Origin of the sequence: Afipia clevelandensis ATCC 49720, assembly GCF_000336555.1 — a bacterium.
Lineage (GTDB): Bacteria > Pseudomonadota > Alphaproteobacteria > Rhizobiales > Xanthobacteraceae > Afipia > Afipia clevelandensis.
Genome location: NZ_KB375281.1, coordinates 3,222,178 through 3,239,250 on the forward strand (window position 1 = coordinate 3,222,178; position 17,073 = coordinate 3,239,250).

Sequence of the window (17,073 nt, forward strand, 5' to 3'; positions counted from 1 at the left end):
ATGATCCGGATCATCCTGTTTCTTTTTCTGGTCGGTATCGTCGCGCTCGGTGCCGCCGTGGTCGCCGATCAAACCGGCGACGTCACGCTGTCATGGAGTCACTGGCGCATCGACACGTCAATACCGGTGCTCGCGCTGGCACTGCTGCTGATCGTGTGCGCGGCGATGCTGGTCTGGGCCATTGTCCGCAGTTTCCTGCGTGCGCCGGAGCGGCTGCGCAGACTTGGCCGCGAGCGGCGTCAGGCGAAGGGCCGCAACGCCATCACACAGGGCTTGATCGCCATCGGCACCGGCGATCATTTTGCCGCGCGCCGCCATGCCGATGTAGCAAAGCGGCTCGCAAATCAGGACCCGCTGGCGATGTTGCTGCACGCACAGACCGCGCAGCTTCATGGCGACAGCGAAGGCGCGCAGCGCGCCTTTCATGCCATGGCCGAGCGCAAGGACACGCGGCTGCTCGGCCTGCGCGGATTGTTCGTGGAGGCGCAGCGCCGTGACGATGCCTATTCAGCCGTTGCGCTTGCTGAAGAGGCCTTGAAGACCGCGCCGGCGTCGGCCTGGGCGTCGCATGCGGTGCTCGGCTTCCGCTGCAGCAAGGGCGACTGGGACGGCGCGCTGAAGATTCTCGAGAACAATCTCGCAGCGGGATTGATTGATCCTGCGCCCTACAAGCGCCAGCGCGGCGTGCTTTTGACGGCGCGCGCGCTCGATCTGGAAACGTCAGACCGCGACAGGTCCCGCGCGAGCGTGATGGAAGCGGTGAAGCTCGCGCCGACGCTCGTCCCGGCCGCGACGCTGGCCGCGAAGTTTCTCAGCGAGAACAACCAGACCCGCCGCGCCATGCAGGTGATCGAGGCCGCATGGACCGCGCAGCCGCATCCCGATCTTGCCGATGCCTATGCCCATGTGCGTCTCGGCGATTCCGCGCTCAACCGCCTGAGCCGCGTCGAAAAGCTCGCCGCGAAAGTGCCGGGACATATCGAAGGCGCGCTGGCGGTGGCGCGTTCCGCCATTGATGCGAAAGAATTCGCGCGCGCGCGCGAGGCGCTGGCGCCGTTCATCGAGGCGCCGACGCAGCGTGTCGCCATTCTGATGGCGGAGCTTGAGCGCGCCGAGCACGGCGAAAGCGGCAATGCCCGGCTCTGGATGCAACGCGCGGTACGCGCCGCGCTCGATCCGGCCTGGACCGCGGACGGATACGTCTCCGAAAGCTGGCGGCCGGTGTCGCCGGTCAGCGGGCGGCTCGATGCGTTTCAATGGCTGACGCCGGTGGCCGCGCTTCCGTCCGACAAAGCTACGGTGCTCGAGGCCGAGATCGCGGATGAGCCTGCGCTGCCGCCTCCGCTGGATGTGACCCCGGCCGTATCGCTGCCGTCGCCTGCGACATCGCAGGACAACCAGCCCCCGGAGCCGGTCGTGGAAGAAGCTGCAGCGCCGCCGGCCCCCGCCGCACCTGCGGTTGCCGCCAATGTCCCGCCGCCGGTGTTTCGTCCCCGCCGCGATATCGAAAAGCCGGATGCGCCGCGAATCCCGGCGGTCATCCCCATCGTCCGGGCGCCGGACGATCCGGGCGTGGCCGATGAGGTGATCCATGACGAATATGACGATCCGGAGAAGCCGGAACCGGCGCAGCAGGGTGGCTGGAAGGGATTTTTGTCCCGTCTTGTCAGTTGATTAGGACATCAATGGCATTTTCGTCACGGACCTGATCCAGCCTGACAAAAACGCCCCGCGATGTTGCAAAGCGGGGCGCTGGCAAGTATCAGGTGCGGATACCGATTTCGCGTTTTGCCGCCTTAGCTCAGCTGGTAGAGCACATCATTCGTAATGATGGGGTCGTAGGTTCGAATCCTATAGGCGGCACCACTTTTCCGGTCTTGAAGACCGGCGCGCTGCGCCCGCCTGTGGCTTCGCATCCCGAGGATCGGCCCGATGAAATTCCTGCCACCAGCAATGTTGCTCGCCGCACTCGTGACCGTCGGCCCTGCCGTTGCGAAAGTCGAGCAGTGCCGCTTCATCAATTCAAAGCCGGAGCGCGAAGCCTGTTACGAGCGGCAGGCGAAAGCGCTGGACGCCAAAAAAGCGGAAGCCGCTGCGAAGCAGAAGCCAAGTGCGCCGCTGGAGCGCATGAATGCGGAAGATGCGGCGCTGTCGCGCCAGCTCAGAAGCATCTGCCGGGGCTGCTGATCCCCGATACCAGTTTTCATACGACAGCAGGCCGCCCGCGCGTGCGAACGGCCTGCTCCGATCCATCGAATGAGTCTCAGCCTGCGATCTTTGAAAAATCCGGCTGCCTGCGTTCGGCGAACGCAGTGAGCGCCTCGCGCGCCTCCGCGCCCTTGAGCCGCTCGCGCAGGATCGCGCCTTCGCGCTCCATCTGCGCCGAGATCGCCTGCGGATTTCGCATCAGGGCTTTGGTCTGCGACAGCGATCCCGCCGGCCGTTTCGCGAGCTTGACGGCGGCTTCATGGGCCTTGCTGCGAAGCTGATCCAGCGGAACGACCGCGTTGGCGAGGCCCATCGCGACGGCGGTCTCGGCATTCACCGGTTCGCCGAAGGCGAACATCTCGTAGGCGCGGGCATAGCCGACGCGCGCCGGCAACAGATGTGTCGACGCTGCTTCCGGCACCAGCGCGATATTGACGAACGGCGTGATCAGCCGCGCGGTCGGCGCGACATAGATGAGATCGCAATGCAGCAGCATGGTGGTGCCGATGCCGACCGCGTTGCCCTGCACGGCGGCGACAAGCGGCCGGGTCGAGACGGCGAGATTCTGCAGGAATCGTCCGACATGACTTGTGACCGTCGGGTCCTTCGACTGCGCCGCGAAGTCGGCCATATCGTTGCCCGCCGTAAAGCTGTCGCCATCGCCCTGAAACACCACCGCGCGAACGGCAGCATCCGTCTCCGCACGCTCCAGCGCATCCGCGAGCGCGGCATACATGGCGTTGGTGATCGCGTTCTTCTTGTCCGGACGCGCCATCGTGACGGTCAGGACGCTGGATTCAAGCTCACTCTTCACAAACTCGGTCATGGCCTTCGTTCCTTCTGTCGAAATCAAGAACTGTCCTTCGGAAACTTGGTCTGCAGGCTGGTCAGCCAGCGCGACACCGTGTCGATTTCCCTGTCGGTGAATCCGTCCATCAACTTGCTGTTGATGGACTGGGCCCGCGCCACCGCGCGCTTGCGAACCCTCTTTCCTTCGTCGGTCAGATAGACGCGCTGGGCGCGGCCATCCTTTTCGTCGCGCCTGCGCTCGATCAGCCCGGCGCGCTCCATCCGGTCCGCGAGTCCGGTGGTCGCGGACGGCACAAGGTCGAGCGCACCGGCGACATCGCCGATCAGGGCGCCGTCGTTCTGTCCCAGAAAGAACAGCACGCCGGACTGCGCCGAGGTCAGGCCATCCTGCGCCAGCATCTCCTGTTCAAGGCCGCGCTGAAGCCTGCGGTAACCCACAGTCATCAGGAAAATCAGCCGCCGGTCCGGTTTCATTCGCCCTCCTGTATATATTTCACATGCGAAATATCAAGCGTCGTCCGCGCGCGGCAGCCATGACAGCCGCGCCGGCGCGGCGGCGGGCGATCGTTACGGCCTTGTGACACGCTGTCCCCGGCAGCCTCAATTGCGCTGTTTTGGACTGTTTCGCTCCACGCGCCGAGAGGTGTACCGTGAGGCACGGGCCGGGTGCCAAATTTTTGATGCGGGAGTCACTGCAGGATGAGCATTGCCGAAATTCTCGACACGCCCATGCAACGGCCGCCGCTCGTGCCGCCGCGCCCGCCCATGGCACCGGATGACCTGTCCGCGCTCGGACGCCTTGCGCTCATCCGCAGCAACGCCATCGCGAGCTGGGGGCCGCGCGCCTATGAGGAGGATATCGTCAAGGGCCGCTTCTTCGGGCGCAGCAGCTTCATCCTCAATACGCCGGATGCGATCCGGCACATTCTTGTCGAGAACTACGAAAATTACACCCGCACACCCGCCGCCTTCCGCGTGCTGCGGCCGATCCTCGGCGAAGGGCTTCTGCTGGCGGAGGGCAAGGCCTGGAAGAACCAGCGGCGGACGCTCGCGCCCGCCTTTGCGCCGCGCGCGATTCCCCTGCTCATCCCGCACATGCTGGCGGCCACCGATGACGCAATCGGCATGCTGCGCGCACAGGCCGGTGCGCCGGTCGATCTGCGAGAAGCCATGCAGCGGCTGGCGCTCGACATCGCCGGGCGGACGATGTTCTCGTTCGAGATCGACAGGCACGGCGCAGCGTTGCGCGATTTCGTCAATGACTACGGCGAGCGGCTTGCGCAGCCGCGCTTCTTCGATCTGTTGCTGCCGCCAGGCTGGCCAAGCCCGAGGGATATCTCCCGCGCCCTGTTCCGGCGGCGCTGGACGCGGTTCATGCGCACGCTGATTTCCGAGCGCCGCGCAAAAAGCGCAGGCGATGCCGCGCCACATGATCTGTTCGGCCTGATGGTGGCGGCGCGCGATCCGGAAACGGGTGAAGCATTCACCGACGAGCAGCTCGGCGATCAGGTCTCGACCATGATCCTGGCCGGGCACGAGACCACCGCGACCGCGCTGTTCTGGTCGCTCTATCTCCTCGCCCTTGATGCCCCGACGCAGGATGAACTGGCGGCGGAAGCATCGCGCGCGCTCGCGAGCGGGCCGCCCGATGCCGCGCGGCTGACATTCACCCGCGCGGTGCTGGACGAGACCATGCGGCTGTATCCGCCGGCGTTCCTGATCGTGCGCGCCGCCGCAGGTCCTGACGCGGTGCCCGGGGCCGACATCGCGAAAAAGGACGTGGTGCTGATCTCTCCATGGCTGCTGCATCGCCACGAAAAGCTGTGGGATCAGCCCAATGCCTTCCGGCCGTCGCGCTTCCTGCCGGGCAACCCGCCGCCGGATCGCTTCGCCTATCTGCCGTTCGGCGTCGGGCCGCGGGTCTGCATCGGCGCGCAGTTCGCGCTGACCGAAGCGACGCTGGCGCTGGCCAAGCTGATCGCGGCGTTCAAGGTTGAGCTTCTTGATCATGCGCCGGTGACGCCGGTCGGCGTGGTGACCACCCAGCCGGATCGTTCCCCGATGTTTCGGATCACACCGCGCGACGGCAGCGCCGCCTAGATGGTTTGCGTTGCGCTGCAGCGGACATTTTCGCGTCCAGCGCTCGTCCTGCGATGCATCGCGTCCCGTCTTCGTCTAAAGTCTGATGTGCCATGCGGCAAACCGCTCATGACGGTTTCGTTGCGTCGCAATCGAAACGCCGTGGCCGCAGAAAGCCCTGTGTTGCAGGCCTAAGTTGCTTGCGCGGCGACGGTAAAAACGCGGCGGTCTGTTTTATTCCCGCAATGTTGCGCCATCAATCTGATCTTCCGTCAACTTTTCAAGTTGTCGGGCGCGGGGCCTTGGCCCACACTTGGTCCGGACGGGGAAATCTCCGCGACAATTAAAAAAGTGCAAGCAGGGAGGAAGACCATGACCAACGACAGCGAGAATCCGTTTCAGACCAGGAAGCCCACGACACGGCGCGCATTCGTGGGCGGCGCAGCGATAGCCGGCGCCGCGGTTGTCAGTGCGCCTTACATCCGCAACGCAGAAGCCGCCGAAACCACCACCTGGAAAGTGCAGACATCCTGGCCGGCGGGTGTCGGCCTCGCCACGTTCAAGGAATGGTGCGGCAGCATCAAGGAAAAGACCGGCGGCGAGCTCGAGTTCAAGCCATTCGCCGCGAAGGAAGTGGTCGGCGATTTTGAACTGCTCGACGGCGTCAAGAACGGCGTGCTGGAAGCGATGAACTCGTTCACGCTGTACTGGGCCGGCAAGGTCCCGGCGACAGCGTTCCTGTCGTCCTATCTGATGGGTCTGCGCTATCCGCACGAATGGGACATCTTCTTCTACGGCAACGGCGGTCTGCAAATGGCGCGCGATGTGTTCGCCAAGCAGGGCCTCATGTATGTCGGGCGCATTCATCACGGCCCGAACATCATCCACTCCAAGAAGCCGATCCGCTCGATCGAGGACTTCAAGGACCTCAAGCTGCGCGTGCCGGGCGGCATGATCGCCGAAGGGTTCGCGGCGATCGGCGCCAAGACGACGCTGCTTCCGGGCGGCGAAGTGTTCTCCGCACTCGAGAAGGGCACCATCGAAGCGGCGGACTACACCGGCCCGGCCGTGAACTGGGACCTCGGTTTCGCGCAGGTCGCCAAGTACATCTTCATGGGCCCTCCGGGCCTTGAGTCGATCTATCAGCCGGTCGACCTGATGGACTTCTGCGTCGGCATGAATCACTGGAATAAGCTGAATCCGAAAATGAAGCAGTGGGTTCAGAACGAGGTGGAAGCCTATTCGGCGCATCATCACGGCGCGATTCAGAAAGCCGACATGCTGTCCTGGCCGAAATATGAAAAGGCCGGCATCGAGGTCAACCGCCTTCCGGTGGAAGATCTGCCGAAGTTCCAGAAGGTCGCGGTGCCGATCTGGTTCAAGTGGGCCAACAAGGACAAGGATGCCGCGCGCATCTTCAAGGCACAGCTCGACGTGATGGAATCGCCGAGCATCGGCTATGTCACGCCCGACATGTACAAGGGTCAGAAGCTCGATCTCTGAGCTTCAGGGCACGAGTAGAGTACCGGGGCCGCCGTCAGGCGGCCCCGCCATCCACGACATCCCGCATCCTGCTTTCCATCCGAGGCATCAATGCCGAGTCTCACCTTCGTGCTGCCCCATTGGCTTTACTGGGGCACGCTGATCGTCTTTCCGCTTGTCGCCATGTACTTCATTGCCAGGGAACGCCGCCGCGGCATTCCGCGAGGGCCGTCGCTGTTCATCGCCTATCTGTTCTGGCTTTGCTCGGGGTTCATGGGGCTGCATCGCTTCTATCTGCGAAATGCGTGGGGCTTTGTTTTCATCCCCGTGTTCCTCGCCATTCTCTACATGACGGGGAATATCCGCGACCACCGCGAGGATGTTTCACGGACCCGCGCGGCGGTGGAATCATCCCATACAGCGGTCACGCGGGAAAAAATTCCGTCCGGCGAGGCGGCAACGCCGGAGGCGACCGCCCGGCTGTCGAAGGCCCAAGCTGACCTGAAGACGGCGGAGGCGGAGTTCGAGACCGAAAAGAAGAATCTCGAGACGGCGCGTGACTATTCGCGCTGGCTGGCGATTCTGATGGCGGCGATGCTGATCGCCGATGCCTTGCTGCTGCCCGGCCTCGTCCGGCGGACGGCCGCGAAGGAGGCCAATGAGCGTCAGACGCCGCTGGCGGATATTCCGGAGGTACCGCCGCACGGCACCGATGAAGACCCGGCGAAGAACGTGCATACCTGGCTCACCGACAAGATCGAGATGGTCAACGTGCGCGCCGGCGAATTCTCGGCCTATTGGGCGGTAATTTCGGTCTTCGTCTACTACTACGAGGTGATCGCGCGCTTCGCTTTCAATTCACCCACCAACTGGGTGCATGAAAGCATGTTCCTGATGTACGGCATGCAATACATGCTGGCCGGCGCCTATGCGTACAAGGAAGACCAGCACGTCCGGGTCGACGTCATCTACACCAAGTTCTCGCCGCGCGGCAAAGCGGTCGCGGATATCATCACGTCGTTCTTCTTCTTCATCTTCGTCGGCGTGATGTTCTGGACGAGCTGGCGGTTCGCCGCCGACTCGATCGGCAACAACGAACATTCATTCACCGAGTGGGGCATCCAGTACTGGCCGATCAAGGTCATGATGCCGATCGGCGCCGGGCTGCTGTTCCTGCAGGGCGTTGCAAAACTCATCAAGGACATTGTGTTCCTGACGCGCGGGAGAGCCTGAGCTATGGGTTGGGAAATTGATATTGCATGGCTGACCCTGCTGATGTTCGGGTCGCTGGGCGTGCTGCTCGCGCTCGGCCTGCCGATGGCGTTCTGCACCGGAAGTCTCGCGGTGATCTTCCTGTTCCTGTTCGGCAACTCCGCCGTCCTGAACATGCTGCCGTCGCGCATCTTCCCCTTCATGACCGACTACCAGTTGTCGGCGGTGCCGCTGTTTATCTTCATGGCGGCGATGCTGGAGAAGGCCGGCATCATCGAGGAACTGTTCGACGCCGTCTACAAATGGCTCGGCTCGCTCAAGGGCGGCCTTGCCTCGGCGACCGTGATCGCCTGCACGGCGCTGGCGGCGATGGTCGGCGTTGTCGGCGCGACCGAAGTCACCATGGGCATGATCGCGCTGCCGGCAATGCTCAAGCGCGGTTACGACCAGAAACTGGCGTGCGGCGCATTGCTGGCCGGCGGCACGCTCGGCATTCTCATCCCGCCGTCCGTCATGGCCATCGTCTATGCGGTCGTCGCGCAGCAATCGCTCGGCGAACTGCTGGTCGGCGCGGTGTTTCCGGGCTTCCTGCTGTCGGGCCTGTACATCGCCTACATTACGGTCCGCTGCTACATCAATCCGAGCCTCGGCCCCGCATTGCCCGTCGAAGAGCGGGTCGACTTCACGGAAAAGCTGCGGCTTCTGAAGAACACCATCGCGCCGCTGCTGCTGATCCTGCTGGTGCTTGGCATCATTTTCCTCGGCATCGCGACGCCGGTGGAAGCTGCCGGTATCGGCACCTTCGGCGCGCTGTTCGTCTCCGCTCTGCAGCGCAGGCTGAACTGGACAGCCGTGCAGGAGGCGGCCATCGCCACGCTGAAGGCCACGGCCATGGTGATGTGGATCTTCTTCGGCGCGACAATGTTCGTCGGCTTCTTCATCATCAAGGGCGGCCAGCAGTTCGTGGCCGAGTCCATTCTCGGCACCGGCCTGCCGCCCTACGGCATCCTGTTCCTGATGATGTTCATCCTGTTCGTGCTCGGCATGTTTCTCGACTGGGTCGGCATTCTTCTGCTCACGGTGCCGATCTTCCTGCCCATCATGCAGGGCCTGAACTGGGATGGCGTGTTCGGCCTGCCCGGCGTGAAGTCGAGCGATGTGTCGCTTTGGTATGGCGTGATCTTCATGATCAACATGCAGATGGCCTTCCTCAGTCCGCCGTTCGGCTATTCGCTGTTCTATCTGAAGAGCGTCGCCCCGCCGGAAATCAGCATGGCGACGATCTTCAGGGCGGCGGTGCAGTTCATGGTGCTGCAGGCGCTGGGCCTGGCGATCTGCATCATCTTTCCGCAGATCATCCTGTGGCTGCCGAGCGTGGTTTACGCCCGTTAGCGGTCAGATTCGCCGAAATGTGACGGAAAACGTGATCGGCCGGGGCTTTGCTCCGGCCGATCCGTTCAACGCATTACTTGGATACCCGGTCGCTCTGCCGTAGACTGCGGCCATGAGCGACTTCAATTCCTTGTATGCGACCTTGAAGCAGACCGCCGATCCGAAGGTGGCGGACGCGATCCAGCATCTGGTGGAAACCGGCGCCGATCACGAATTGAACCGGATCAACCTGATCGAATTTGCCGCGCGGACGGGCCTTGGCGAAGAGAAGGTGATCTCGGGTTTCCTGCATGCCTCGCAGATCGGCATTTTCGATCTGACCTGGAATGTGCTGTGCCCCGGCTGCAGCGGCGTTCTCGGTGCGCATGACACGCTCAAGCAATTGCAGCCCGAGGACTATCACTGCGGCCTGTGCGCGGCCGGCTATCAGGCCTCCATCGATGATCAGGTCGAGGTGGCGTTCACCGTCAGCACGCGGGTGCGCCGGATCGCGGCGCACGATCCGCACACGCTGCCGAGCTGGGACTACTGGCGCCAGATTTTCTGGAGCTCGGGCATCGACATCAACGAGCACTCCTTCTCCCGTCTGGTGAACGAGGCCACGCTGGAAGCGGTCGAGCTTGCTTCGGGCGAGCGGGCCGTGCTGTCGCTGCAACTGCCCGCGGAGTTCGTCATCGTGTTCGAGCCGGTGACGCATTCGGCGCTGTTCCTCGATGTCAAGGGTGAGCCGACCAAGGACAAGCAGAATGCCTCGCTGACCTTCGACGGGGTGCATGCGCCGACCGGCACTGTCGAGATGCGTCCCGGTCCGCTGCGGCTGTCGCTCGACAACCAGTCCGGGCAGCGGGTGTTGCCGTCGGTCTGGATCGCAGGCGACGCGCTCCATGATCTGCTTGGCAAGCGCAAGCCGATCGTCACCGCGAAACGGATTCTCGCGAACCAGACATTCCGCGATCTCTACAAGGCCGACAATCTCAGCATCGACCAGCGCCTCAAGATCACGTCGCTGACCTTCCTGTTCACCGATCTCAAGGGATCGACCGCGCTTTACGAGCGGGTCGGCGATCTTGCCGCGTTCGATCTGGTGCGGGCGCATTTCCGCGCGCTGCTGGAAATCATCGCCTCGGAGGCGGGCGCTGTGGTGAAGACCATCGGCGATGCGGTGATGGCGACATTCGTGCGACCGGAGCAGGCGGTGGCCGCAGGCATTCGCATGCGCAAGGCGATGGACGCCCTCAACGCGGAGCGCGGCACCCAGGACCTGCTGGTCAAGATCGGCATCCACGAGGGCGCGTGCCTGGCGGTGATGCTGAACGAGCGGCAGGACTATTTCGGCCAGACCGTCAACATCGCGGCCCGGGTGCAGGGTCAGGCCACCGAGCGCGCCATCAATGCCACGGAGCCGGTGGTTAAATCGCCCGCGGTCATGGAACTGCTGGACAAGGCGGGGCTGACCCCGGCGGAAAAAACCGTTGAATTGCGGGGGATTTCCGACCGCGTGGTGATCTACGAAATTCCATGACGGCCATGTGTCGTTGTGGCCGGGGCGGGACGGTTTGACGCAACCCGGCAACCCGGAACCCGTCCCGAGATTGCCAGAGTTTCATTTTCAGGCCATAGAACCTGACGATCTTGTGTCCTAGACTTTGGTCCGGACATGATGTTGAGGGAGCGCCTTCGCTTTTTCGAGAATGATGTCCGTGTTCAGGTTCGTGTCCGATAGCAGAGATTGATGCTCGACAGATTGCGCCATTTCATCGCCGATGTTGTTTCTCCCTCCGGAGCCGAAACACGCACCTTTGCCGATGGCGACTACCGGCTGGCCGCCGCCGCGCTCCTGATCCATGTGATTTCGCTCGACGGCGAGCCATCGGAGACCGAGAAGCGCAAGCTGCACGCGCTGCTTGAGTATCGTTTCGATCTCGATCCGGGCATGGCTGCGAAATTGATCGCCGACGCCACGCTGGTCGAGGGCGAGGCCGTCGATCTCTATCACTTCACCAGTGTGATCATGCGTTCCGTCAATGAAGAGGGCCGCCTTCGCATTATCGAAATGATGTGGGAACTGGTCTACGCCGACGGCCATGTCACTGAATTCGAGGACAATGTGGTCTGGCGCGCTGCGGACCTGCTCGGCATTTCATCGCGCGACCGGCTCAATCTCAAGCATCGCGTTGCCGATGGACGGCTCGCCTCCGATACGACATCCTGACCTGCCATATTTTCAAAGTTTTCCATTTGCGCTTTATCCCGCCAATCTGACCGACGACATGCATTCATGACCAAACGTGTCACGCTGATCACGGGCGCCTCCTCGGGCATCGGCGCCGAGCTGGCGCGAATTTTCGCGTCAAGCGGCTCGGACACGGTGCTTGTGGCGCGCCGCGAGGATCGTCTGCGGCAACTCGCCGACGAGATCGCGGCCGCCGGGCATCCGCGCCCTGCGGTTCTGGCCTGCGATCTTTGCGCCCCGGACGTCTGCGAGAAAATCACGGCGGCGCTGAAGGAGATGGATGCCGAGGTCGAAACCGTCGTCAACAATGCGGGCTACGGCCTGTTCGGTGAGGCCGTCGATCTCGACCGCGCCCAGCAGCTCGCGATGGTGGATCTGAATGTCCGCGTGCTGACCGACCTGACCCTGCGCTTTGCCGAGAGCATCGTCCGGCATCGCGGCGGCATTCTGAATGTCGCATCCATCGCCTCGTTCCTGCCGGGACCGCGCATGGCGGTCTACTACGCCACCAAGGCCTATGTGCTGTCGTTCACGGAAGCGATGCGGGGCGAACTCGGGCCGAAGGGCGTGCGGGTCACGGCGCTGTGTCCGGGCACGGTGCCGACCGAATTTCAGGGCGTGGCCGGCTTCAAGCCGGGACTGGATTCGGCGGTCCTCAATCTGTCGGCCGCCGCCGTGGCGCGGGCGGGCTATCGCGGGCTGATGTCCAACAAGCGACTGGTGCTGCCGGGGGTCGGTGTGCGGATGATCCCGTTCCTACTGAGGTTTGCGCCGCGCAGCCTGGTGCTGGCCTCGGTCGCCCGGGTGCAGCAGAAGCGCTGAGGCAGGCTCCGAGAAGCGGGTACCGCTTTTCGGGCAACGCCATGCCTCGAACCAAATCCCCGCCGTTGCAGGTCACCTCCGCGTAATCCTGTCTCGACGGCGCCTGTGCAACACAATATTTTCAAATTCGGCGTTCAATGGAGACGCTTGTCCTTTGCCGGGGATGGAAGAAGACAATTCGATGCTGCGGCCCGATGGTAATCAGCTTGGCGAAGTCGGCCTCGAGACCCTGGGTCCAACGACTTTTGGTCTGACCGCCTGTGGCCGGTTTACCGCCTTGCCGGTCCTGATCGTCCTGCACGGGCCGATGTCGACGCCAGGCCGGGTCGGCAATGCGCTGCGCGCCATGGGCCATCCGCTCGATGTCCGCCGCCCGGTGTTCGGCGACCCGCTGCCCAAAACCCTCGATCACTATGCCGGCGCGATCATCTTCGGCGGGCCGATGAGCGCCAACGACACCGAGGAGTTCATCCGCCGCGAAATCGACTGGCTCGCGGTGCCGCTGAAAGAGCAGCGTCCCTTCCTCGGAATTTGCCTTGGCGCGCAAATGCTCGCCAAGCATCTCGGCGCCCGGGTCGCGCCGCATCCGGAAGGCCGCGCCGAAGTCGGCTACTATCCGATCCGCCCGACGGACGCGGGACGCAAGCTCTGTTCGCATTGGCCCGATCATGTCTACCAGTGGCATCGCGAAGGCTTCGACCTTCCCGCGGGCACCGAGCAACTGGCGGAAGGCGACGACTTTCCGGTGCAGGCTTTCCGCACCGGGCGCTGCTTCGGCATCCAGTTTCATCCCGATGTGACTCACGCGATGCTGCATCGCTGGACCACGCGCGGACACGAGCGCATGTCGATGCCCGGCGCGCGCAACCGCGCCGAACATTTCAATGGCCGCATGGTCCATGATCTCGCGGAGCGCGCCTGGCTGACGGCGTTCCTCGATGGCTGGCTGCATCGCCCGCCTGCGCCCGATCGCGGACAAATCGCCTCGCTCGCGGCAGAGTAAGGCGGATGGATCGGGACAGCTTCGCGCGCCTGTTGAACGATTTCACGCTGTCGGCCGAATCCGGTGACGGCGACCGCTTTGCGCGGCATTTCACCGAAGACGCGGTCTATCACGATTATATCTATGGCCCGCACAAAGGCCGCGTCGAGATCGCGCACATGATGGAGCATCTATTTCATCGCGACGCCGGCGACGACTATCGCTGGGAGATGTTCGATCCGGTCTGCAATGGCGATACGGGCTATGCGTGGTCGCTGTCGAGCTTTACCTCGACAGTGCCGCAGTTCGCCGGGCAATTCGTGGTGATCGACGGCATGAGCCGGTTCGTGCTGCGGGGCGGGCTGATCGCGGAATATCGCGAGTCGGTCAATGGCGGCGTCGCCATGGTGCAGCTCGGCGTCGAGCCGGATCGGATCGCGAAAATTCTCAAGCGCTGGTCGGGCTGGCTCCGGGATCGCCCCGAGACTGTCGATTATCTCGCGCGCTCCCGCCGCGCCAAGGTGCCGGCGAAATAACGCTACTCCTTCGCCGTCGTTACGATCTTGATTTCCGATGTCAGCGTGCGGTGGACCGGGCACTTGTCCGCGATCTCCATCAGCTTGGCCCGTTGTTCGGCATCGAGAGCGCCGTCCATGGCGATGACGCGGTCGATCCTGCCGATCATGCCATCCTTGGTTTCGCAGTCCTCGCAATCCTTGGCATGGATGCGACTGTGCCGCAGCGTCACGGTTGTCCGCGCGAGCGGAATGGCCTTGCGCTCCGCGTAGAGCCGCATGGTCATGGACGTGCAGGCGCCGAGCGCGCCAAGCAGGAAATCGTAAGGTCCAGGTCCGCTGTCCATGCCGCCGACATCGACAGGCTCGTCGGCGAGGATGCGATGCCGGCCGGCCGCGATCACGTTCTGCAGTTTGCTGGCGCGGGTTTCGCTCACCACGACAGTGCCCGCGGGAGGATCTGCGATGACTGCGCCTGCGGCTTCCGGCGCGTCGAGATAGCGCGTGGCCCATGGCGCGATCATGTCGGCCACGTAGGTCGCGTCCTGCTTGCGCGATAGCAGGTGATCGGCGCCGGTGAGCGAGATGAAGCTCTTGGGATGCTTGGCCGCGACGAACAGATGGGTCGCGTTGTCGATGCCGACGGTGTTGTCGGTGGGCGAATGAAAGATCAGCAGCGGCTTGTGAAGCTTTGCAACGGTCTCCGTTAACCTGTGTTCGGCGATGTCGTCGAGGAATTCACGCTTGATACGGAACGGCCGGCCCGCCAGTGAGACTTCGAGCTCGCCTTTCTCACGGATGTCCGGAATCTGCTCCTTGAACCAGTGCGTGACATGCGACGGGTCCGACGGCGCGGCGACGGTGGCGACGCATTTTGCTTCGGGAATCAGCGAGGCCGCGGCCAGAATTGCCGCGCCGCCGAGGCTGTGGCCGATCAGGATCGACGGCGCCTGCCTGGTCTTGCGTAGGTGATCCGCCGCCAGCACGAGGTCCGCGATGTTCGACGAGAAGGTCGTATTGGCGAATTCGCCTTCGCTGGCGCCGATGCCGGTGAAATCGAACCGCAGCGTCGCGATGCCGTGCTTCGCCAGCCCCTCGGCGATGCGCTTGGCGGCAAGCACGTTCTGCCCGCAGGTGAAGCAATGTGCGAAAAGGGAGTAGGCGGCCGGAGCGCCCTCCGGCAGGTCAAGGGACGCCGCCAGAAGCTGTCCGTCCGAGCCGGGAAACTGGAATTTTTCGGTGGTCATGCGGACCCTCCGGTCATGTCAGTGCGCAGCACGATTGATGTTGCCATCAGCGTAGCTGAGGACGGGGCTCGCAGCCAAATATGTGTAGGAGTTTGTGAGGCCCGTCGTCGCCCTTCGGGCTTTGCCGGGCACGCTTCGCCTGCGGCTACGTGGCTGCGCCACGCGTAGCCGCAGGCGAAGCGTGGTGGAGCCAGGCGGGATCGAACCGCCGACCTCGTCATTGCGAACGACGCGCTCTCCCAGCTGAGCTATGGCCCCTTGATCGGCCTGCCTGACGGCGGCGGATGAAGTGGGGGCCATTTACAATCCCGATCATGGCCAAGTCAAGAACACCCAAATCAATGTTTGCGGCGCTGGTTTTCGCCCCGAATGGACGCCGTTTCGGTAGCGGGATCGTGGGCAAATCTTGAGGCAGCGGCCCGGTTCGGGCCGGTTCAAGAGCCCGTCCGGCGCGGAAACCTCCCTTGTTTGCGCCGCCGCGAAACGGTATGGAGACGGATATCCACGGAAGCGAGCGAAGGACACCAGAACCGCCATGCGCGCCATTCTCGACATCGTTCTGATCGTTTTGGACCTGTATGTCTGGCTGCTGATCGCCTCAGCGATCCTGTCCTGGCTGATCGCTTTCAACGTCGTGAACACCCGCAACCAGTTCGTCGCGGCTGTCGCGGAGTTCCTTTACAAGATCACCGAGCCGGTGCTGCGGCCGATCCGGAACGTGATGCCCAATCTCGGCGGTCTCGATATTTCGCCGATCATCGTGATCCTGATCATCATGTTCATCCAGCGCGTGATTACCTATTACATCTATCCGAACGTGATCTGATCGCACGAGGGCTTCCGGTTCCTTGACTCCTGCATGGCTATTCCTTGGCGCTTTTCCGTTCAGGGCATCAGCGTCGCGCTGCGGGTGACCCCGCGCGGAGGACTGGATGCGATCGACGGCATCGAGACGCTGGCCAATGGCCGCAGCGTGGTCAAGATCAGGGTCCGTGCCATTGCCGAAGGCGGCGAAGCCAATCGCGCGGTGACCGAGTTGCTCGCCAAGGCGCTTCATGTGCCGAAAAGCCATGTCCGGGTGCTGTCCGGCGCGACCTCGCGCCTCAAGCAGGTGGCGGTGGACGGCGATCCGAAGAAACTGGGCGATACCTTGCAAGCTCTGACTGGCAAGACCTGACCGACAAGTCCTGACGAAAGACCCCTGATGACGGCCAAAATCATTGACGGAAAAATCATCGCCGCCGATCTGCGCGCCCGTGTTGCGGACGAAGTGGGGCGGGTCAAGCGCGATCACGGACTGACACCGGGTCTTGCGGTGGTTCTGGTCGGCAATGATCCCGCCTCCGAAGTTTACGTCCGCAACAAAGCAAAGCAGACCGAAGCGGCAGGCATGGCATCGTTCGAGCACAAGCTGGCGGCGGATACGCCGCAGAAGGATTTGCTGGCGCTGATTGCAAAGCTGAACGCGGATGCCAGCGTGCACGGCATTCTGGTGCAGCTCCCGCTGCCCAAGGGATTGGACACCCAGGCCGTCATCAACGCCATTGATCCGGCCAAGGATGTCGATGGCCTGCATCCGATCAATGCCGGGCGGCTCGCCACTGGCCTCACGGCACTGACGCCCTGCACGCCGCTCGGCTGCATCATCCTTGCGAAAACGGTTCACGTCTCGCTGGAAGGCCTGAACGCGGTGATCATCGGCCGCTCCAATCTTGTGGGCCGCCCGCTGGTGCAACTGCTGCTCAACGAGAACGCCACGGTGACCATCGCGCATTCGCGGACGCGCGACCTTGCCGAGATTTGCAGGCAGGCCGATCTGCTGCTCGCGGCGGTCGGCAAGCCCGAGATGGTCAAGGCGGACTGGATCAAGCCCGGCGCGACCGTGATCGATGTCGGCATTAATCGTGTGTCCGGCGCGGACGGCAAGAGCAGACTGATCGGCGATGTGGCCTACCAGGAAGCTGCTCAGGTTGCGGGCGCGATCACGCCGGTGCCGGGCGGTGTCGGGCCGATGACGATTGCCTGCCTGCTGGTCAACACTGTGCGCGCCGCTTGCGCGATCAAGGGATTGCCTGCTCCGGCGGTGTAGCC

Annotated in this window: 17 protein-coding genes and 2 tRNA genes; 15 read left to right on the forward strand and 4 right to left on the reverse strand. The window is 63.4% G+C overall.

Translation table 11 applies throughout. The features are described 5' to 3' along the window. The 3 genes from HMPREF9696_RS15410 (at window position 1) to HMPREF9696_RS15420 (ending at window position 2,187) form a co-directional block, all read left to right on the forward strand. Complete coding sequence (locus HMPREF9696_RS15410; protein WP_002713961.1) at window positions 1-1,674, forward strand: heme biosynthesis protein HemY; 1,674 nt, start codon at window positions 1-3, stop codon at window positions 1,672-1,674. 116 nt (window positions 1,675-1,790) lie between these two features. Continuing rightward, window positions 1,791-1,866 (forward strand) — tRNA-Thr (locus tag HMPREF9696_RS15415). Window positions 1,867-1,932: 66 nt separating this feature from the next. Then, window positions 1,933-2,187 (forward strand): hypothetical protein, encoded by a 255-nt coding sequence (locus HMPREF9696_RS15420; RefSeq protein WP_002713962.1) that lies wholly within the window; start codon window positions 1,933-1,935, stop codon window positions 2,185-2,187. Between the two features lie 76 nt (window positions 2,188-2,263). Here the strand turns inward: HMPREF9696_RS15420 and HMPREF9696_RS15425 are convergent, their stop codons facing one another. Both HMPREF9696_RS15425 and HMPREF9696_RS15430 read right to left on the reverse strand, forming a co-directional pair. Next, window positions 2,264-3,034 carry an enoyl-CoA hydratase gene (locus tag HMPREF9696_RS15425; protein WP_002713963.1) on the reverse strand — a complete coding sequence of 257 codons (771 nt, stop codon included), beginning with the start codon at window positions 3,032-3,034 and terminating at the stop codon, window positions 2,264-2,266. A 23-nt stretch (window positions 3,035-3,057) separates the two neighbouring features. Beyond that, window positions 3,058-3,492 carry a MarR family winged helix-turn-helix transcriptional regulator gene (locus HMPREF9696_RS15430; protein WP_002713964.1) on the reverse strand — a complete coding sequence of 145 codons (435 nt, stop codon included), beginning with the start codon at window positions 3,490-3,492 and terminating at the stop codon, window positions 3,058-3,060. Window positions 3,493-3,717: 225 nt separating this feature from the next. Here HMPREF9696_RS15430 and HMPREF9696_RS15435 point away from each other — a divergent pair, with 225 nt between their 5' ends. The 9 genes from HMPREF9696_RS15435 (at window position 3,718) to HMPREF9696_RS15475 (ending at window position 13,756) form a co-directional block, all read left to right on the forward strand. Then, window positions 3,718-5,118, forward strand: coding sequence for a cytochrome P450 (locus HMPREF9696_RS15435; protein WP_002713965.1), 1,401 nt, complete (start codon window positions 3,718-3,720; stop codon window positions 5,116-5,118). Between the two features lie 351 nt (window positions 5,119-5,469). After that, window positions 5,470-6,600: a TRAP transporter substrate-binding protein DctP gene (gene dctP, locus HMPREF9696_RS15440; RefSeq protein WP_002713966.1), complete on the forward strand. Its 1,131-nt coding sequence runs from the start codon at window positions 5,470-5,472 to the stop codon at window positions 6,598-6,600. 90 nt (window positions 6,601-6,690) lie between these two features. Further along, complete coding sequence (locus HMPREF9696_RS15445; RefSeq protein ID WP_002713967.1) at window positions 6,691-7,812, forward strand: TRAP transporter small permease subunit; 1,122 nt, start codon at window positions 6,691-6,693, stop codon at window positions 7,810-7,812. 3 nt (window positions 7,813-7,815) lie between these two features. Beyond that, window positions 7,816-9,183, forward strand: coding sequence for a TRAP transporter large permease (locus tag HMPREF9696_RS15450; protein ID WP_002713968.1), 1,368 nt, complete (start codon window positions 7,816-7,818; stop codon window positions 9,181-9,183). Window positions 9,184-9,295: 112 nt separating this feature from the next. Then, a complete protein-coding gene (locus HMPREF9696_RS15455) occupies window positions 9,296-10,705 on the forward strand; it encodes an adenylate/guanylate cyclase domain-containing protein (protein WP_002713969.1) in 1,410 nt (469 codons plus the stop codon). Between the two features lie 210 nt (window positions 10,706-10,915). Then, on the forward strand, window positions 10,916-11,395 hold the full coding sequence (locus HMPREF9696_RS15460) for a tellurite resistance TerB family protein (RefSeq protein WP_002713970.1): 480 nt from the start codon (window positions 10,916-10,918) through the stop codon (window positions 11,393-11,395). A 66-nt stretch (window positions 11,396-11,461) separates the two neighbouring features. Beyond that, a complete protein-coding gene (locus HMPREF9696_RS15465) occupies window positions 11,462-12,238 on the forward strand; it encodes an SDR family NAD(P)-dependent oxidoreductase (protein WP_002713971.1) in 777 nt (258 codons plus the stop codon). Window positions 12,239-12,401: 163 nt separating this feature from the next. Then, window positions 12,402-13,241 carry a glutamine amidotransferase gene (locus HMPREF9696_RS15470; protein ID WP_002713972.1) on the forward strand — a complete coding sequence of 280 codons (840 nt, stop codon included), beginning with the start codon at window positions 12,402-12,404 and terminating at the stop codon, window positions 13,239-13,241. 5 nt (window positions 13,242-13,246) lie between these two features. After that, window positions 13,247-13,756: a nuclear transport factor 2 family protein gene (locus HMPREF9696_RS15475; protein ID WP_002713973.1), complete on the forward strand. Its 510-nt coding sequence runs from the start codon at window positions 13,247-13,249 to the stop codon at window positions 13,754-13,756. A 2-nt stretch (window positions 13,757-13,758) separates the two neighbouring features. On the opposite strand, the gene HMPREF9696_RS15480 is transcribed toward HMPREF9696_RS15475, so the two are convergent. Both HMPREF9696_RS15480 and HMPREF9696_RS15485 read right to left on the reverse strand, forming a co-directional pair. Continuing rightward, window positions 13,759-14,982, reverse strand: a complete 1,224-nt coding sequence (locus HMPREF9696_RS15480) for a bifunctional alpha/beta hydrolase/OsmC family protein (RefSeq protein WP_002713974.1) — start codon at window positions 14,980-14,982, stop codon at window positions 13,759-13,761. Between the two features lie 182 nt (window positions 14,983-15,164). Beyond that, window positions 15,165-15,240: transfer RNA gene (locus HMPREF9696_RS15485), tRNA-Ala, on the reverse strand. A 277-nt stretch (window positions 15,241-15,517) separates the two neighbouring features. Here HMPREF9696_RS15485 and HMPREF9696_RS15490 point away from each other — a divergent pair. Genes HMPREF9696_RS15490 through folD form a run of 3 tightly spaced genes read left to right on the forward strand, consistent with a single transcriptional unit; the run spans window position 15,518 to window position 17,071 of the window. Beyond that, a complete protein-coding gene (locus HMPREF9696_RS15490; protein WP_002713975.1) occupies window positions 15,518-15,808 on the forward strand; it encodes a YggT family protein in 291 nt (96 codons plus the stop codon). A gap of 33 nt (window positions 15,809-15,841) precedes the next feature. Next, window positions 15,842-16,159, forward strand: a complete 318-nt coding sequence (locus HMPREF9696_RS15495; RefSeq protein ID WP_002713976.1) for a DUF167 domain-containing protein — start codon at window positions 15,842-15,844, stop codon at window positions 16,157-16,159. A gap of 27 nt (window positions 16,160-16,186) precedes the next feature. Beyond that, on the forward strand, window positions 16,187-17,071 hold the full coding sequence (gene folD, locus HMPREF9696_RS15500; protein ID WP_002713977.1) for a bifunctional methylenetetrahydrofolate dehydrogenase/methenyltetrahydrofolate cyclohydrolase FolD: 885 nt from the start codon (window positions 16,187-16,189) through the stop codon (window positions 17,069-17,071). Window positions 17,072-17,073: the final 2 nt, after the last annotated feature.

Bases quoted from the DNA above. Each gene is read 5' to 3' on its own strand.
- HMPREF9696_RS15410 (WP_002713961.1), top strand. From the start codon at position 1: ATGATCCGGATCATCCTGTTTCTTTTTCTGGTCGGTATCGTCGCGCTC.
- HMPREF9696_RS15420 (WP_002713962.1), top strand. From the start codon at position 1,933: ATGAAATTCCTGCCACCAGCAATGTTGCTCGCCGCACTCGTGACCGTC.
- HMPREF9696_RS15425 (WP_002713963.1), bottom strand. From the start codon at position 3,034: ATGACCGAGTTTGTGAAGAGTGAGCTTGAATCCAGCGTCCTGACCGTC.
- HMPREF9696_RS15430 (WP_002713964.1), bottom strand. From the start codon at position 3,492: ATGAAACCGGACCGGCGGCTGATTTTCCTGATGACTGTGGGTTACCGC.
- HMPREF9696_RS15435 (WP_002713965.1), top strand. From the start codon at position 3,718: ATGAGCATTGCCGAAATTCTCGACACGCCCATGCAACGGCCGCCGCTC.
- dctP (WP_002713966.1), top strand. From the start codon at position 5,470: ATGACCAACGACAGCGAGAATCCGTTTCAGACCAGGAAGCCCACGACA.
- HMPREF9696_RS15445 (WP_002713967.1), top strand. From the start codon at position 6,691: ATGCCGAGTCTCACCTTCGTGCTGCCCCATTGGCTTTACTGGGGCACG.
- HMPREF9696_RS15450 (WP_002713968.1), top strand. From the start codon at position 7,816: ATGGGTTGGGAAATTGATATTGCATGGCTGACCCTGCTGATGTTCGGG.
- HMPREF9696_RS15455 (WP_002713969.1), top strand. From the start codon at position 9,296: ATGAGCGACTTCAATTCCTTGTATGCGACCTTGAAGCAGACCGCCGAT.
- HMPREF9696_RS15460 (WP_002713970.1), top strand. From the start codon at position 10,916: ATGCTCGACAGATTGCGCCATTTCATCGCCGATGTTGTTTCTCCCTCC.
- HMPREF9696_RS15465 (WP_002713971.1), top strand. From the start codon at position 11,462: ATGACCAAACGTGTCACGCTGATCACGGGCGCCTCCTCGGGCATCGGC.
- HMPREF9696_RS15470 (WP_002713972.1), top strand. From the start codon at position 12,402: ATGGAAGAAGACAATTCGATGCTGCGGCCCGATGGTAATCAGCTTGGC.
- HMPREF9696_RS15475 (WP_002713973.1), top strand. From the start codon at position 13,247: ATGGATCGGGACAGCTTCGCGCGCCTGTTGAACGATTTCACGCTGTCG.
- HMPREF9696_RS15480 (WP_002713974.1), bottom strand. From the start codon at position 14,982: ATGACCACCGAAAAATTCCAGTTTCCCGGCTCGGACGGACAGCTTCTG.
- HMPREF9696_RS15490 (WP_002713975.1), top strand. From the start codon at position 15,518: ATGCGCGCCATTCTCGACATCGTTCTGATCGTTTTGGACCTGTATGTC.
- HMPREF9696_RS15495 (WP_002713976.1), top strand. From the start codon at position 15,842: ATGGCTATTCCTTGGCGCTTTTCCGTTCAGGGCATCAGCGTCGCGCTG.
- folD (WP_002713977.1), top strand. From the start codon at position 16,187: ATGACGGCCAAAATCATTGACGGAAAAATCATCGCCGCCGATCTGCGC.